General features: G+C 65.0%; 19 protein-coding genes. 10 read left to right on the top strand and 9 right to left on the bottom strand.

What is annotated here, in order from left to right; translation table 11 throughout:
* Positions 1 to 7: 7 nt before the first annotated feature.
* Positions 8 to 748 carry a Sir2 family NAD+-dependent deacetylase gene (gene cobB / locus PKE72_RS06045; RefSeq protein ID WP_271164692.1) on the bottom strand — a complete coding sequence of 247 codons (741 nt, stop codon included), beginning with the start codon at positions 746 to 748 and terminating at the stop codon, positions 8 to 10.
* A 192-nt stretch (positions 749 to 940) separates the two neighbouring features.
* Here cobB and PKE72_RS06040 point away from each other — a divergent pair, with 192 nt between their 5' ends.
* From PKE72_RS06040 to PKE72_RS06010, 7 genes are all read left to right on the top strand, one after another.
* Positions 941 to 2,047 (top strand): S-(hydroxymethyl)glutathione dehydrogenase/class III alcohol dehydrogenase, encoded by a 1,107-nt coding sequence (locus PKE72_RS06040; protein ID WP_271164466.1) that lies wholly within the window; start codon positions 941 to 943, stop codon positions 2,045 to 2,047.
* A complete protein-coding gene (locus tag PKE72_RS06035; protein ID WP_271164465.1) occupies positions 2,047 to 2,463 on the top strand; it encodes a hypothetical protein in 417 nt (138 codons plus the stop codon). Before PKE72_RS06040 ends, PKE72_RS06035 begins: the two co-directional genes overlap by 1 nt.
* Before the next feature lie 63 nt (positions 2,464 to 2,526).
* Positions 2,527 to 2,910 carry a VOC family protein gene (locus PKE72_RS06030; protein WP_271164464.1) on the top strand — a complete coding sequence of 128 codons (384 nt, stop codon included), beginning with the start codon at positions 2,527 to 2,529 and terminating at the stop codon, positions 2,908 to 2,910.
* Positions 2,911 to 3,010: 100 nt separating this feature from the next.
* A complete protein-coding gene (gene fghA, locus PKE72_RS06025; RefSeq protein ID WP_271164463.1) occupies positions 3,011 to 3,865 on the top strand; it encodes an S-formylglutathione hydrolase in 855 nt (284 codons plus the stop codon).
* A gap of 42 nt (positions 3,866 to 3,907) precedes the next feature.
* Positions 3,908 to 4,132: a hypothetical protein gene (locus tag PKE72_RS06020; protein ID WP_271164462.1), complete on the top strand. Its 225-nt coding sequence runs from the start codon at positions 3,908 to 3,910 to the stop codon at positions 4,130 to 4,132.
* Between the two features lie 108 nt (positions 4,133 to 4,240).
* A complete protein-coding gene (locus PKE72_RS06015; RefSeq protein ID WP_271164461.1) occupies positions 4,241 to 4,852 on the top strand; it encodes a superoxide dismutase in 612 nt (203 codons plus the stop codon).
* An 82-nt stretch (positions 4,853 to 4,934) separates the two neighbouring features.
* The gene (locus PKE72_RS06010) at positions 4,935 to 5,870 is read left to right on the top strand and encodes an MBL fold metallo-hydrolase (RefSeq protein WP_271164460.1); all 936 of its coding nucleotides are present in this window, start codon (positions 4,935 to 4,937) and stop codon (positions 5,868 to 5,870) included.
* A gap of 21 nt (positions 5,871 to 5,891) precedes the next feature.
* Here the strand turns inward: PKE72_RS06010 and PKE72_RS06005 are convergent, their stop codons facing one another.
* Complete coding sequence (locus PKE72_RS06005; RefSeq protein ID WP_271164459.1) at positions 5,892 to 6,332, bottom strand: hypothetical protein; 441 nt, start codon at positions 6,330 to 6,332, stop codon at positions 5,892 to 5,894.
* 18 nt (positions 6,333 to 6,350) lie between these two features.
* Here PKE72_RS06005 and rpsD point away from each other — a divergent pair, with 18 nt between their 5' ends.
* Both rpsD and PKE72_RS05995 read left to right on the top strand, forming a co-directional pair.
* Positions 6,351 to 6,968 (top strand): 30S ribosomal protein S4, encoded by a 618-nt coding sequence (gene rpsD, locus PKE72_RS06000; protein ID WP_271164458.1) that lies wholly within the window; start codon positions 6,351 to 6,353, stop codon positions 6,966 to 6,968.
* Positions 6,969 to 7,150: 182 nt separating this feature from the next.
* Positions 7,151 to 7,531 (top strand): hypothetical protein, encoded by a 381-nt coding sequence (locus PKE72_RS05995; RefSeq protein ID WP_271164457.1) that lies wholly within the window; start codon positions 7,151 to 7,153, stop codon positions 7,529 to 7,531.
* A 29-nt stretch (positions 7,532 to 7,560) separates the two neighbouring features.
* Here the strand turns inward: PKE72_RS05995 and PKE72_RS05990 are convergent, their stop codons facing one another.
* Positions 7,561 to 8,658, bottom strand: coding sequence for an NADH:flavin oxidoreductase/NADH oxidase (locus PKE72_RS05990; protein ID WP_271164456.1), 1,098 nt, complete (start codon positions 8,656 to 8,658; stop codon positions 7,561 to 7,563).
* A gap of 274 nt (positions 8,659 to 8,932) precedes the next feature.
* Here PKE72_RS05990 and PKE72_RS05985 point away from each other — a divergent pair, with 274 nt between their 5' ends.
* Positions 8,933 to 9,313 (top strand): hypothetical protein, encoded by a 381-nt coding sequence (locus PKE72_RS05985; RefSeq protein ID WP_271164455.1) that lies wholly within the window; start codon positions 8,933 to 8,935, stop codon positions 9,311 to 9,313.
* On the opposite strand, the gene PKE72_RS05980 is transcribed toward PKE72_RS05985, so the two are convergent.
* The 6 genes from PKE72_RS05980 to radC all read right to left on the bottom strand — a co-directional run bounded on the left by PKE72_RS05980 (position 9,297) and on the right by radC (position 12,642).
* Entirely contained in the window at positions 9,297 to 9,734 is a 438-nt protein-coding gene (locus tag PKE72_RS05980) for an acyl-CoA thioesterase (protein ID WP_271164454.1), read from the bottom strand. The two genes, PKE72_RS05985 and PKE72_RS05980, sit on opposite strands and share 17 nt — an antisense overlap.
* Complete coding sequence (grxD, locus tag PKE72_RS05975) at positions 9,734 to 10,084, bottom strand: Grx4 family monothiol glutaredoxin (protein WP_271164453.1); 351 nt, start codon at positions 10,082 to 10,084, stop codon at positions 9,734 to 9,736. The genes PKE72_RS05980 and grxD overlap by 1 nt, the downstream gene beginning before the upstream one ends.
* An 80-nt stretch (positions 10,085 to 10,164) precedes the next feature.
* Positions 10,165 to 11,073, bottom strand: coding sequence for an aldo-keto reductase family protein (locus PKE72_RS05970; RefSeq protein ID WP_271164452.1), 909 nt, complete (start codon positions 11,071 to 11,073; stop codon positions 10,165 to 10,167).
* Between the two features lie 4 nt (positions 11,074 to 11,077).
* Entirely contained in the window at positions 11,078 to 11,320 is a 243-nt protein-coding gene (locus tag PKE72_RS05965; protein ID WP_271164451.1) for a BolA family protein, read from the bottom strand.
* Between the two features lie 54 nt (positions 11,321 to 11,374).
* Positions 11,375 to 11,899, bottom strand: coding sequence for a GNAT family N-acetyltransferase (locus PKE72_RS05960; protein WP_309298334.1), 525 nt, complete (start codon positions 11,897 to 11,899; stop codon positions 11,375 to 11,377).
* An 11-nt stretch (positions 11,900 to 11,910) separates the two neighbouring features.
* Positions 11,911 to 12,642, bottom strand: a complete 732-nt coding sequence (radC, locus tag PKE72_RS05955) for a RadC family protein (protein WP_271164450.1) — start codon at positions 12,640 to 12,642, stop codon at positions 11,911 to 11,913.
* Between the last annotated feature and the right edge of the window lie 10 nt (positions 12,643 to 12,652).

Genomic DNA, 12,652 nt, shown 5'->3' with positions numbered 1-12,652 from the left:
TTCGTGTCTATAGGGTGTCGAAGAAGGCGGGCACAGCTTGGGTCGCGGGGCCATAGACCCCCTCGTCGAACAGGCGCGCGCCTTGCGTCGGCTCCAGATTGATCTCCACCGTCCGCGCCCCGGCGTATCGCGCCGACTGCACGAACCCCGCCGCCGGATAGACCGCGCCCGAGGTGCCGATGGAGACGAACAGGTCGCATCTCTCCAGCGCTTGCTCGATCCGCTCCATCTCCAGCGGCGTCTCCCCGAACCAGACGATATGCGGTCGCATCCGCCCCTGCGGATGATGCGGCGAGGCCTCGTCGGCCGCCATGTCGCCGGCCCAGTCCATCACCACGCCCGAGCGGGTGCAGCGGCCTTTCAGCAGTTCGCCGTGCATATGGATCAGTTCGAACCCGGCGCCCGGCGACGTGTCGGCGTGCGCTCGGTCGTGCAGGTCGTCGACGTTTTGCGTCACCAGCAGGAAGTCGCCCTCCCACCGCGCCGCCAGCTCGGCCAAGGCGACATGCGCCGCATTGGGCCGAACCTGCGCCAACTGCCGTCGCCGCTGATTGTAGAAGTCCTGCACCAGAGCAGGATCGGCCGCATAGCCTTCCGGCGTCGCCACATCCTCGACCCTGTGCCCGCACCACAGGCCGTCGTCCGCGCGAAACGTGGGCACGCCGCTCTCGGCCGATATGCCCGCCCCGGTCAGGACGACGAGATTACGAGGCGTCATGCGCGTCATTAACGTGTCTGCTCGGGTCAGCCTACGCCCGATTTCGACGCACCCATAGGCTAGACGCGAAGCCGTCGTATCGAGTGGGGCGCCATGTCAGGTTTGGCTGACAAAAATAGACGAAAATCGACTCAAAAAAATTCGAGTCGATTCCGTTGATTCTTGGGCTGGCCTTACCGGCGTCGCTCGTGACAAACAGGCTTGAACCAAGGAGCCCCCGTCATGAAGACCCGCGCCGCCGTCGCCTTCGAAGCCAAACGCCCGCTCGAGATCGTCGAGGTCGATCTGGAGGGGCCCCGCGCCGGCGAGGTCCTGATCGAGATCAAGGCGACCGGCATCTGCCACACCGACGCCTATACGCTGGACGGCCTGGACTCCGAGGGCCTCTTCCCCTCGATCCTGGGCCATGAGGGCGCGGGCGTGGTGGTCGAGGTCGGGCCGGGCGTGACCTCGGTCGCCGTCGGCGATCACGTGATCCCGCTGTACACGCCCGAGTGCCGCCAGTGTAAGTCTTGCCTCTCGCGCAAGACCAACCTCTGCACCTCGATCCGCGCGACCCAGGGCAAGGGCCTGATGCCCGACGGCACCAGCCGCTTCAGCTACAAGGGGCAGGCCATCGCCCACTACATGGGCTGCTCGACCTTCTCCAACTACACCGTCCTGCCCGAGATCGCGGTCGCCAAGATCCGCAAGGACGCCCCCTTCGACAAGGCCTGCTACGTCGGCTGCGGCGTGACCACGGGCGTCGGCGCGGTCGTGAACACGGCCAAGGTCGAACCGGGCGCCAACGCCGTGGTCTTCGGCCTGGGCGGCATCGGCCTGAACGTCATCCAGGGGCTGAAGATGGTCGGGGCCGACATGATCGTCGGCGTCGATCTGAACCCGGACAAGGAAGAGTGGGGCCGTCGCTTCGGCATGACCCACTTCGTCAATCCGAAGGAGGTCTCGGACGTGGTCGCCCACCTGGTCGAACTGACCGGCGGCGGCGCCGACTATACCTTCGACTGCACCGGCAACACCGTGGTCATGCGCCAGGCGCTGGAGGCCTGCCACCGCGGCTGGGGCGAGAGCATCGTCATCGGCGTGGCCGAGGCCGGCAAGGAGATCGCCACCCGACCCTTCCAACTGGTCACCGGTCGGGTCTGGCGCGGTTCAGCCTTCGGCGGCGCGCGCGGGCGCACCGACACGCCGCGCATCGTCGACTGGTACATGGACGGCAAGATCGAGATCGACCCGATGATCACCCACACCTTCCCGCTGGAGGACATCAACAAGGCCTTCGACCTGATGCACGCGGGCGAGAGCATCCGGTCGGTGGTGGTGTTCTAGTGAGCTTCGATCTGGCGGTCTTCGATCCTGCTGTCGCGCCCACCGAGTGCGTGGCCTTCATGGCGTGGTACGAGGCGCAGACCAACTGGTTGGAGACGCAGGAGGACGATGATGATCCGGCGACTGCCTCTCTGCCGTTACGGCGCTGGTACGACAACATGCGGCAGACCTTCCCGGCCATGAACGGGCCGGACGCAACGGATGACGAGGACAACACCCGGATCACCGGCTATTCAATCCGCGCGGCCTTCATCTACGCAGACTTCCGCTGGGACCACGCCGACGAAGCTTACGAAGTGGCTCTGAAGTGGGCGCGTCAGGAGCAGCTGGGCTTTTTCGACCTCAGCAACTCCGGGAATGTATGGCTGCCGGTCAAGGGCGGAGATTATCGAGTCCTGAACTGCGCAGCGGCCTGACCAGCTTATTAGTTGCCAAAAGAAACTGACTTGCTAGGTCTGTCGGAGCAAAGGGAGGAACATATGTTCACACACGTTACCGTTGGCGCCGACGACGTCGAGGCTTCGCGCCAATTTTACGACGCCGCCTTGGGCGCGCTGGGCGTTGAGCTAGGGAAGGGGCCGGACCCCAAGGGTCGCTATTGGTGGCGCACGCCGTACGGCGCCTTCGCCGTCGGCAAGCCGATCGACGGGGAGCCGGCCTGCCACGCCAACGGCGGCACCATCGGCTTCGCCGCCCAGACGCCCGAGATGGTCCAGGCTTTCCACGATGCGGGGGTCGCCGCCGGTGGCCGGGCCATCGAGGATCCGCCGGGCGAGCGGCGGGGGGCGTTCGGCACGCTGTTGGCGGCCTATCTGCGCGATCCGTCCGGCAACAAGGTCTGCGCCGTCCACCGGGTGGGGTGAGACGGGCCTCAGCTGACAACGGGGCTTCGCATTAGCGCATGATCCTGCTCTCACAGGCTTGCGCGTTGCGGGCTTCGGTCAGGTGGACTAGCCAGACGGCATGACCTTGCAGACCACCAAGACCCACATCGTCCACGGCGGAACCCTTCGCTATCTGAAACACGACAGCGCCGCGACCGGCACGCCGATGACCCTGTCGGTCTTCGTTCCAGGCGGGGAGGGGCCGTTTCCGGTGCTGATATGGCTGTCGGGCCTGACCTGCACCGAGGACAATTTCACCACCAAGGCCGGCGCCTACCAGGCCGCCGCCGAACACGGCGTCATCATCGTCGCGCCGGACACCAGCCCGCGCGGCCCCGATCTCAAGGGTGAGGGCGTCGCCGACGACCCGGCCTATGATCTGGGCCAGGGTGCGGGCTTCTATCTGGATGCGACCCAGGCGCCCTGGGCGGCGCACTTCCGCATGGAATCCTATGTGACCGGGGAACTGATCGATTTGATCGATGCGGAGTTCCCGACCACCGGCGTCCGGTCGATCTCGGGCCATTCGATGGGCGGGCATGGGGCCCTGACCCTGGCCCTGAAACATCCGGACCTGTTCCGATCGGTCTCGGCCTTCGCACCGATCTGTTCACCGACCCGCTGCCCCTGGGGCGAAAAGGCTTTCACCGCCTATCTGGGGGAAGATCGGGCCGCATGGGACCGCCACGACGCCGCGAAACTGATCGCGGCCGGCGCTGCGCCCGGCGTCTATGACGACATCCTGATCGACCAGGGCGACGCCGACAGCTTTCTGACCGACCAGCTCAAGCCCGAACTGCTCCAGGCCGCCGCCGACGCGGCCGGCCAGAAGGTCACCATTCGGCTGCAGCCCGGCTACGACCACTCCTATTTCTTCATGACCAGCTTCATCGCCGACCACATCGCCTTCCACGCCGAACGGCTGAAGGCCTGAGGGCGGCTGTCGCGGATCGGGCTGGGGTGCTAGAGGGGCGCGATGAGCGCTCCCGATCCTTATGAACCGATGTTTTCCGCCCTTTGCCGCGAGGTGGGCTATTGCCTGCACGAGAAGGGGCAAAAGCGGGTGATTGCCGCCTTGCCGAATGGGCTCGACGCTGCGGTACGCGCCGTCTTCGCCGCTGAGGGGGTGGATGAGCCCAATGCGCCCGGCGACGTCAAGCGCGCCGTGCGCGAATGTCTGAAGGCGAACTTGCCAGCTTAACCGTTCCGGGCCGATAAATCGTAACCAATCCGGGCGATGGTGCTTGGGTTATGCAAACGGGCGCCTAGATGAAGGGCGTCGGAAATCTGTCGCGAGAGGAAACTCCCCATGGCCTTCACCCTGCCCCCGCTGCCCTACGCCTATGATGCGCTGGAGCCGGCCATCGACAAGGAGACGATGACCTTCCACCACGACAAGCACCACCAGACCTATGTCGACAACCTGAACAAGGCGGTCGATGCGGATGCGGATCTGCAGGGCAAGTCGCTGGAAGAAATCTTCACCAGCATTTCGACCGCCCCCAAGGCCGTGCGCAACAACGGCGGCGGTCACTGGAATCACAGCCTGTTCTGGGAACTGCTCGCCCCCGCCGGTCAGACCGGCGAGCCTTCGGCCGAACTGGCCGCCGCCATCGACAGCGATCTGGGCGGCATGGACAAGTTCAAGGAAGATTTCAACGCCGCCGGCGCCGCCCAATTCGGCTCCGGCTGGGCCTGGCTGATCGTCCAGAGCGGCAAGCTGAAGATCACCTCCACGCCCAACCAGGACAATCCGCTGATGGATGTCGTGGAAGAGCGCGGCGAAGTCATCCTGGGCGCCGACGTCTGGGAACACGCCTATTATCTGAAATACCAGAACCGCCGCGCCGACTACCTGAAGTCCTTCTGGTCGGTGGTGAACTGGAACAAGGTCAACGAACTGTACGCCGCCGCCGTCTAACGCCAGGCGAAAGCAATAGGACGACGCCCGCCGGAACCTCCGGCGGGCGTTTTCGATTCTGCTTGTACACAGGAGTGAAGCAATGCGGATTCTTATGGCGACGGCGGCCGTGACGGCCCTGGCCCTGGCGGCCTGTTCTCCGGCGGCGAATGACCAAAACTCGGGCGATTCTGCGCCGCCGAACGCGACCTCGACGGTCGCTGCTCCGGCGGAAAAGCCGGTCTATAGGTTCAAGATCGGCGCCCTGGACGCCATCGCCCTGTTCGACGGGCAGAACCCCGTGCCGAATGACAACACGGTCTTCGGTGTGGGCCTGACGCCCCAGGCGGTCGCCGGCCCCCTGACCGCCGCCGGACAACCGGCCGATCCCATCATGCTGGAGATCCATCCGCTGCTGGTGCGGAACGGCGCCCGGACCATGCTGTTCGACACCGGCCTTGGGGCCGGCAAGGGCCAGTTGATGCAAAGCTTGCAGACGGCCGGCGTCGATCCCGCCAGCATCACTGACGTCATGATCTCGCATGGACACCCTGACCACGTGGGTGGTCTGGTCGCCGATGGCGGCTTGGCCTTCCCCAACGCCGCGATCCGGATGTCGGAGGCGGAATGGGCGTCGATCCGCGCCAATCCCGAAATGGCGGATCTGGTTCGCGTGATCGCGCCCAAGGTCCAGGCCTTCCGTCCGGGCGACGAGGTCGCGCCGGGCGTGGAGTCTCAGGACACGGCCGGTCATACGCCGGGTCACGTCGCGTATCTGATCGCCGACGGCCAGAACCAGCTATTGTATACGGGCGACCTGATGCACCACTGGGTTTTGTCGGTCGAACATCCGGACTGGACCGTCGGCTATGACGACGATGCGGCGGCGGGCAAGAAGGCGCGTCTCGATGAAATCACGGCGCTAAGGGCGTCGGGGGCCCATATCTACGCCTATCACTTCCCCTTCCCGGGGCTTGGAAAGATCCAGACCCGCGAGGGGCGCGCGATCTTCATCAAGGAGGCGCAACCGGCGACCTGATCGCGCGCCTGGCGTCGGCGCTCAGCCCGCCGATGTCAGGCCCGACCGTTCCGTCATACGTTCGGAATGATGTTGCCGTAGAACCCGGCGTTGACGCAACAGCTCGTGAATGCCGTCGGCCAGCTCCAACAGCTGCTTGTCGGACAGCGGCTCGACCATATCGATCAGCTTCTGTTTCAACTCGTCGAAAGCCCGATCGCTCAGGCCGGTCGTCATCGAATGCGCCATTTCGCCCTCCGCGAGGGGTTCAGGAGATGTGCCTCCGACGACAAGAAGATCGGCCATGGCCGTGGGGTTCCTGTCCATCGTGCTTAACGTTCGCCACGGCTTGACTCCGACAGCCTGTGTGGCGATAAGCGCCGCCTTCCACGTTTCCGGTTCGCCGGACGCGGGATTGATGACGGAAGATGCGTGGACCGCCGTTGAGATCGCATTCCCAATCGAGGGGATGCCGGGCCGCATCGTCGAAAAGAGAATAGAATGTCCAAGCGCCACAGCGCCAAATACAAGATCGACCGGGCCATGGGTGAAAACCTGTGGGGTCGCGCCAAGTCTCCGGTCAACAAGCGCTCCTACGGTCCCGGCCAGCACGGCCAGCGTCGCAAGTCGAAGGTTTCGGACTTCGGTCTGCAACTGAAGGCCAAGCAGAAGCTGAAGGGCTACTACGGCAACATCACCGAGAAGCAGTTCGCCAAGACCTATGACGAGGCCGCCCGTCGCAAGGGCAACACCTCGGAAAACCTGATCGGCCTGCTGGAATCGCGTCTGGACGCCATCGTCTACCGCGCCAAGTTCGTCCCGACCGTCTGGGCCGCCCGCCAGTTCGTCAGCCACGGTCACGTCCTGGTCAACGGCAAGAAGGTCGACATCGCCTCCTACCGCGTGAAGCCGGAAGACGTCGTCACCGTGAAGGAAAAGTCGCGCAACATGGCTCTGGTGCTCGAAGCCCAGCAGTCGTCGGAACGCGATGTGCCGGACTATCTGGAACTGTCGGATCGTTCGTTCTCGGTCCGCTACGTCCGCGTGCCGGAACTGACGGACGTCCCGTACGCCGTGAAGATGGAACCGAACCTGGTCGTCGAATACTACGCCTCCTAAGGGAAGCGTCTCTGGCGCGGCGGTCGTCCTAAGGGCGAGCGTCATTGCAGCAGAGGTAACGAGTTTGAAGGGCTCCGGATTCGTCCGGGGCCCTTTATCTTTCAGCTGGTTCCCTTCCTTGGCGAACAGGCGCATTCTCGGGCTGTTCAGGGTTCGACAGAACAGGGGAGGCCGCCAAAGCGATGCGCGCCGTCTTCAAATCTCTAGCGATCATCGCCGCTTTTTCGGCAGGCGTATCCGCCTGCGCGGGCGGCGCCGATGCGCCCAGCGTCTCGACGGCGGGCATGCCCGGCGCGTTGGAGCCGATCCACGCCGCCGCCTTCACCAAGGACGCGGCCGTCTTTTGGGTCAGCTCAAACGGCTGCACCCATAAGGAAGACCTGATCCCCATCGTCAGTATCAAGGGCGCAGACGCGGTCATCACCCTGCGGCGGATCGACGAGGACACCTGCAAGGAGCCCCTGGTCCACGGTGTCGAGCTGAAATGGTCGTTCGAGGAACTGGGCTTGGCCCCCGGTTCGCCCGTCAGCGTTAATAACCCCTATCAACTGCCCCAGACCTGACGACCAGACCTGACGACCAGACCTTCGCCTTAGCGGCCGTAGCCCGGCCAGTGGCTCTTGCCGGCGCGTTCGTACTGGGGTGGCAGACCTTCGTCATGACCTAGGGCCACGGCGGCATGGTGGCCCCAATTGGGGTCGTCCAAAGCGGCGCGGGCGATGGCGACAATGTCCGCTTGTCCTGAGGTGACGATATCCTCGGCCTGTCGTGGGTCGATGATCATGCCCACAGCCATGACCGTCGCCTCGGGTACGGCCTTTTTGACGGCTTCGGCGAAGCGGACCTGATAGCCCAGCTCCGAGCCCGGGATGTCAGCCCGCGCGACATTGCCGCCCGAGGTCAGGTGCAGATAGTCATAGCCCATCTCGTGCAGGGTGCGGCCAAAGCCGATCACCTCGTTCAGCGCCACCCCGCCCTCAACCCAGTCCGAGCCGTTGAAGCGGACGCCCAGAGCCTTGGTCCGCGGCCAGGCGTCACGCAGAGCCTGGGCGACACGTAGCGGGAACCGCGCCCGCGTCTCTGCGGCGCCGCCGTAGGCGTCGGTGCGACGGTTGGACAGCGGCGACAGAAATTCGCTCAGCAAATAGCCGTGGGCGGCATGAAGCTCGACCAGGTCGAACCCCGCGCGATCAGCGCGGCGCGCGGCGTCCTCGAACGCGGCGACGACGCGGTCCATGTCGGCCTCGGTCATCTCCGTCGGCGTATGCCAGTCGTCGCGGAAGGGCAGGGCGGACGGGCCGAAGGTTCGCCAGCCGCCCTCCTCGGCGGTCAGGGCGCGACCACCCTTCCATGGGGCCGAGGTCGAGGCCTTGCGGCCGGCATGGCCCAGCTGGATCCCGACCGGCGTCTCGGAATAGGTGCGCAGACCCTTGAGAAGGTCGGCCAGGACGGCTTCCTGCGCGTCATTCCAAAGGCCGAGATCATCCGGGGTGATGCGGCCCGCAGCCTCAACCCCTGTGGCCTCCAGGATGACAAGGCCGGCGCCGGACAAGGCCAGGCGGCCGAGGTGTTGGCCATGCCAAGGCTGGGCCACGCCGTCGATGGCCGAGTACTGACACATGGGCGCGATGGCGATGCGGTTCTTCAGCGTCAGGGGGCCGATGCTGCGAGGCGAGAAGAGCTGGCTCATGGGGAGGCGTCCGAGGGAAGGGGACAGTAGCTATGCCTGTTGCTGTCCTGGTCAAGGACCGACCTTTCCGATTGTTCACCTGGCTTGCTGAAAATTCACGTGCCTGAACGCCCGCCGCGCGTCACAAAAGCCTCAAGCTTCATTAGGGGATCACACCAATGCTTCGTCTCGCTCTCGCCATCGCCATCGCCGCCCCGCTGCTGTCGGGCTGCATCATCGTCGCGACTGAAAAGCCCACTACGCGGGTGATCACGACGCCGGCCTCGGATCAATAATGCGCGGCGCCTTCAAGGTGCTGGCGGCAGCGGCGCTTGCCGCTCCCCTGCTGTCAGCCTGCGTCATCTATGACAGCGACGCTGGCGAGAACGTCTCGGTCAACGTCTTGCGCGATGACGCGCCGCCGGCGGAGGCCATCCACGAAGCTCGCTTCGTGGATGGCGCATTGGTCGCTCGGGTCGATTCCAACGGCTGCACCCAGGCGTCGGATTTCGAGGTTTCGGTGGCGGAGAACTCGCCTGCCAAAATCACCCTGCGTCGCATCAAGCCGGACATGTGCAAAGCCTTGGTCCCCGACGGCGTCGAGCTGCGGTGGACCTATGCCGACCTTGGTCTGGAGCCCGGCACGCCGGCGCGGATAATCAATCCGCTGAAGTAGTACTGAAAACCGCCGCCATGGCGGATGGGATACGCTGCGGCCTCAGGGTCGCGGCGTCGACCAGACACCATTCGGAGACGCCCTGGGCGCAGACGCGGCCCTGGGCGTCCTCGATCCGGACGTAGCGGTTGAAACGCGGTCCCTGGGGATCGCCCACCCACGTCCGAGCAACGACGCCCGTCGCGTCGGGCTCGATGGCGCGCAGATAGTCGATCTCGTGGCGTAGAGCGACCCATGAACATCTCGCGCGGGTCTGTTCGTCGAAACGGGCGGCCCAGTGGGCCGTGCCCACGTCCTGAAGCCAGCCGACATAGACGACGTTGTTGACGTGGCCGTTGGCGTCGATGTGCTCGGGGCGAACCTCGAGTGGAACGAGAAAGATCTCGCGGTCTTCTCGCGGCGTCAGGACCGGTCGAGCCATCAGGCTTCGCCGAGCGGAACGCCCTTTTCCGTCATCAGGGCCTGAAGTTCGCCCGCCTGGAACATCTCGCGAATAATGTCCGATCCGCCGATGAACTCGCCCTTCACATAGAGCTGTGGGATCGTGGGCCAGTCGGTGAAGGTCTTGATGCCTTCACGCAGGGCTTCGTCTTGCAACACATCGACGCCGACGAAGGACGCCCCGACATGGTCGAGAATCTGGACGGCGTTAGAAGAGAAGCCGCAACGCGGCTGGTCCGGCGTGCCCTTCATGAACAGCACGACATCGTGCTGGGCGACGGTGTCGCCGATGAAGGCGTGAACGGGATCTGCAGAAACGGTGTCGGTCACGGGAGAGGCCTTTCGTGAAGGTCGTCAGCTAGGGAGAGCCGGCGGCCGGGTCAAGGCGTGGTTGTGTCGATCGGGCAAGATCAGGCGGCGGCTGAGGCCGTGACCCGGCCCATTTCGATCTGTGCGGCAAGCCCCGGCGGCAGGTCGCGTTCTGGCGTGGCGGCCAGCATCTCCAGCCGTTCCGTATCGTTGGCCCGGATGATCACGCTCGAAATCGTCGGATCCGTCAGCACATAGCTGAGACAGATCGCCTCGGCGGGCCAATTAGGCGTGCGATACAGGAAGCCGAAGGCGTCGGCCTGTCGCGACTGGGGTGGGCGTTTGGGCGCGCCTCCAAGGCCGAACAGACCCTTCTTTGCGGCGGCCTGGGACCCGCGCGGCTTGGAGCGCCGGTCGGTGAAATAGTCGTAGGCGAAGACCGCCATGTCCTGTTCGCGGGCGGCCCGCACGCGGTTGCGCAGCTTCCAGTCGGCGTTGATGTCGAACGGCGTCAGCAGAACGTCGAAGGCGCCGGTGGAGACATAGGTGTCCATCACGTCGCCGCCGCCGGCGACGCCCAGCAGCTTGATGCGGCCGGTCGCGCGAAGGGCCTTCAGCGCGTTCAGTGACGATTGCGGCAACTCGTGCTCGCCCGGCTCATGCAGTACGGCGACGTCAATCCAGCCCAGGCCGGAGAAGTGCAGCGCCCGGTCAATGGCGGCGGTCATGCCCTCGGCCGAAAAGTCGCGCGTCCCTTCGCGATCAGCCCCGATTCCCAAAGTCAGGCCGACGCAGACCAGCTTGCGATCGACATGGGCCAGGGCTTCGCCCAGCACCTCTGCGACGACCGGGTCGGCCGTCTCAAGCCGGTAGGAGTTCACCCCGGCCTCGAGGGCGGAATACAGCAGGTTCAGCGCGCCTTCGCGACCGCGCGCCAGACTGTCCAGGCCGAAGCTCAGCGTCAGGTTGGAGATGGCGGCGCCGGACACGCCGAAGGGGCGATACCGCATAGGCTCAGCCCTCCCTGGGCGGTGCGGCGGTTTCCAGCGCCAAGGCGTGCAGTTCCCCCCCCATCTGTCCTTTCAGCGCCGCATAGACCAGCTGGTGCTGGCGCACGCGCGGCATGCCTTCGAAGGCGCTTGAGACGATGCGGGCGCGATAGTGGTCGCCGTCACCGGCCAGATCGTCGATGGCGATCTCGGCGTCGGGAAAGGCGTCGACCAAGTGCTGGCGCAGCGTTTCGACGGACATGGGCATGGGCGGGCTCTCGATCGTTCCCGGCGAGAATGCCTGATAAACCTTAATGCCGGACTACGTCCCGTCTTGCCCGACGCTGCGCCGACGTTCAAATAGCTGAACGGCATGGTCCTTGTAGGTCGCGATCGCATAAGGCCGGAAGCCGACCCGCGCCGCCAGTTTCAACGACGCCAGGTTTTCCGGCGCGATCATGCAGACAGTGCGGGACGCGGCCAGGGTCTGGTCCACCCAGTCCAGAACGGCCGACAGGGCCTCGGCGGCATAGCCCTTGCCCTGGAAGGCCGGCGCGACGCCCCAGCCCAGTTCGGGCGCCTCGAACGGCGGATTCAGGTCTCGATGATAGTCGAACACCCCAACGCTGCCCACATAATCGCCGCCGTCCCTGGAGCGAACGGCCCAGTTGCCGTGCCCCAGAGTGGCCCAGTGACCCAGGTCGCGTAGCAGGCGGAACCAGACCTCCTCCTCCGATAGGGCGCGCCCCATGATGTGGCGGGTGAAGTCGGGGTTCGACCAGAGAGCCAATAGATCGTCGAAGTCGGTTACGGTGACCGGCGTCAGCACCAGTCTCTCAGTCTTCAAAATCGCAGCGTTCACATCAGGCCCAGTTGCTTGAAGCTGGCCACCCCTTCGCGGCCGACGACCAGATGGTCGTGAACCTCGACGTTAAGGGCTCGGCCGGCCTGTACAACCTGTTTCGTCATCTCGATGTCGGCGCGGCTGGGGGTAGGGTCGCCGGACGGGTGGTTGTGGACCAGGATCAGGGCGCTGGCCGACAGCTCCAGGGCGCGGCGCACCACTTCGCGAGGATAGAGTGGAGCGTGGTCTACGGTGCCGCGGTTCTGTACCTCGTCCAGGATCAACTGGTTCTTTTTGTCGAGATACAGGATACGGACCTGCTCGAGGGGCTCATGTTGCAGGGCCACCCGAACATAGGCCAACAGTGCTGTCCAGGACGATATGACCGGTCTCTTGGCCGTCGGTTCGCGCGCGATCCGCCGCGTCACGTCGAAGATCAACTGTAAGTCCAGCGCCACCGCCCTTGTGGCCTTGCCGGCGACATAGCCGAGCGACCGCGCCACCTGATCCTCAATGGCCTCATGGCTGGCCGCCCCAATCCCCTCGAGTCCTCCGAACCGGGCCAGCAGATCCTTGGCCAACGGCTTGGTGTCCTTGTACGGAACGCTGCGGAAAAGCAGCAACTCCAGCAGCTCATAGTCGGGCAGGGCGCCCAAGCCCCCCTTGGCCGCACGCTCTCGCAGCCGGTCACGATGGCCGCTATGACGCGGTTTGGCTTTCGGCTCGTGTGTCAGGTCGTCTGGCATATCCCCTCCA

Source organism: Brevundimonas intermedia, assembly GCF_027922165.1.
GTDB lineage: Bacteria > Pseudomonadota > Alphaproteobacteria > Caulobacterales > Caulobacteraceae > Brevundimonas > Brevundimonas intermedia.
Note: the sequence above shows the minus strand (reverse complement) of the source record. Positions and strands in the feature narration are given on the sequence as shown.

Coding starts and splice junctions, on each gene's coding strand:
- PKE72_RS06030 (WP_271164464.1), top strand. CDS start 2,527: ATGTTCACACACGTTACCGTTGGCGCCGACGACGTCGAGGCTTCGCGC.
- PKE72_RS06010 (WP_271164460.1), top strand. CDS start 4,935: ATGCGGATTCTTATGGCGACGGCGGCCGTGACGGCCCTGGCCCTGGCG.
- PKE72_RS05985 (WP_271164455.1), top strand. CDS start 8,933: ATGCGCGGCGCCTTCAAGGTGCTGGCGGCAGCGGCGCTTGCCGCTCCC.
- PKE72_RS05980 (WP_271164454.1), bottom strand. CDS start 9,734: ATGGCTCGACCGGTCCTGACGCCGCGAGAAGACCGCGAGATCTTTCTC.
- PKE72_RS05965 (WP_271164451.1), bottom strand. CDS start 11,320: ATGCCCATGTCCGTCGAAACGCTGCGCCAGCACTTGGTCGACGCCTTT.
- PKE72_RS05990 (WP_271164456.1), bottom strand. CDS start 8,658: ATGAGCCAGCTCTTCTCGCCTCGCAGCATCGGCCCCCTGACGCTGAAG.
- PKE72_RS06020 (WP_271164462.1), top strand. CDS start 3,908: ATGAGCGCTCCCGATCCTTATGAACCGATGTTTTCCGCCCTTTGCCGC.
- radC (WP_271164450.1), bottom strand. CDS start 12,642: ATGCCAGACGACCTGACACACGAGCCGAAAGCCAAACCGCGTCATAGC.
- PKE72_RS05995 (WP_271164457.1), top strand. CDS start 7,151: ATGCGCGCCGTCTTCAAATCTCTAGCGATCATCGCCGCTTTTTCGGCA.
- fghA (WP_271164463.1), top strand. CDS start 3,011: ATGACCTTGCAGACCACCAAGACCCACATCGTCCACGGCGGAACCCTT.
- PKE72_RS05970 (WP_271164452.1), bottom strand. CDS start 11,073: ATGCGGTATCGCCCCTTCGGCGTGTCCGGCGCCGCCATCTCCAACCTG.
- PKE72_RS06040 (WP_271164466.1), top strand. CDS start 941: ATGAAGACCCGCGCCGCCGTCGCCTTCGAAGCCAAACGCCCGCTCGAG.
- rpsD (WP_271164458.1), top strand. CDS start 6,351: ATGTCCAAGCGCCACAGCGCCAAATACAAGATCGACCGGGCCATGGGT.
- PKE72_RS06005 (WP_271164459.1), bottom strand. CDS start 6,332: ATGCGGCCCGGCATCCCCTCGATTGGGAATGCGATCTCAACGGCGGTC.
- PKE72_RS06015 (WP_271164461.1), top strand. CDS start 4,241: ATGGCCTTCACCCTGCCCCCGCTGCCCTACGCCTATGATGCGCTGGAG.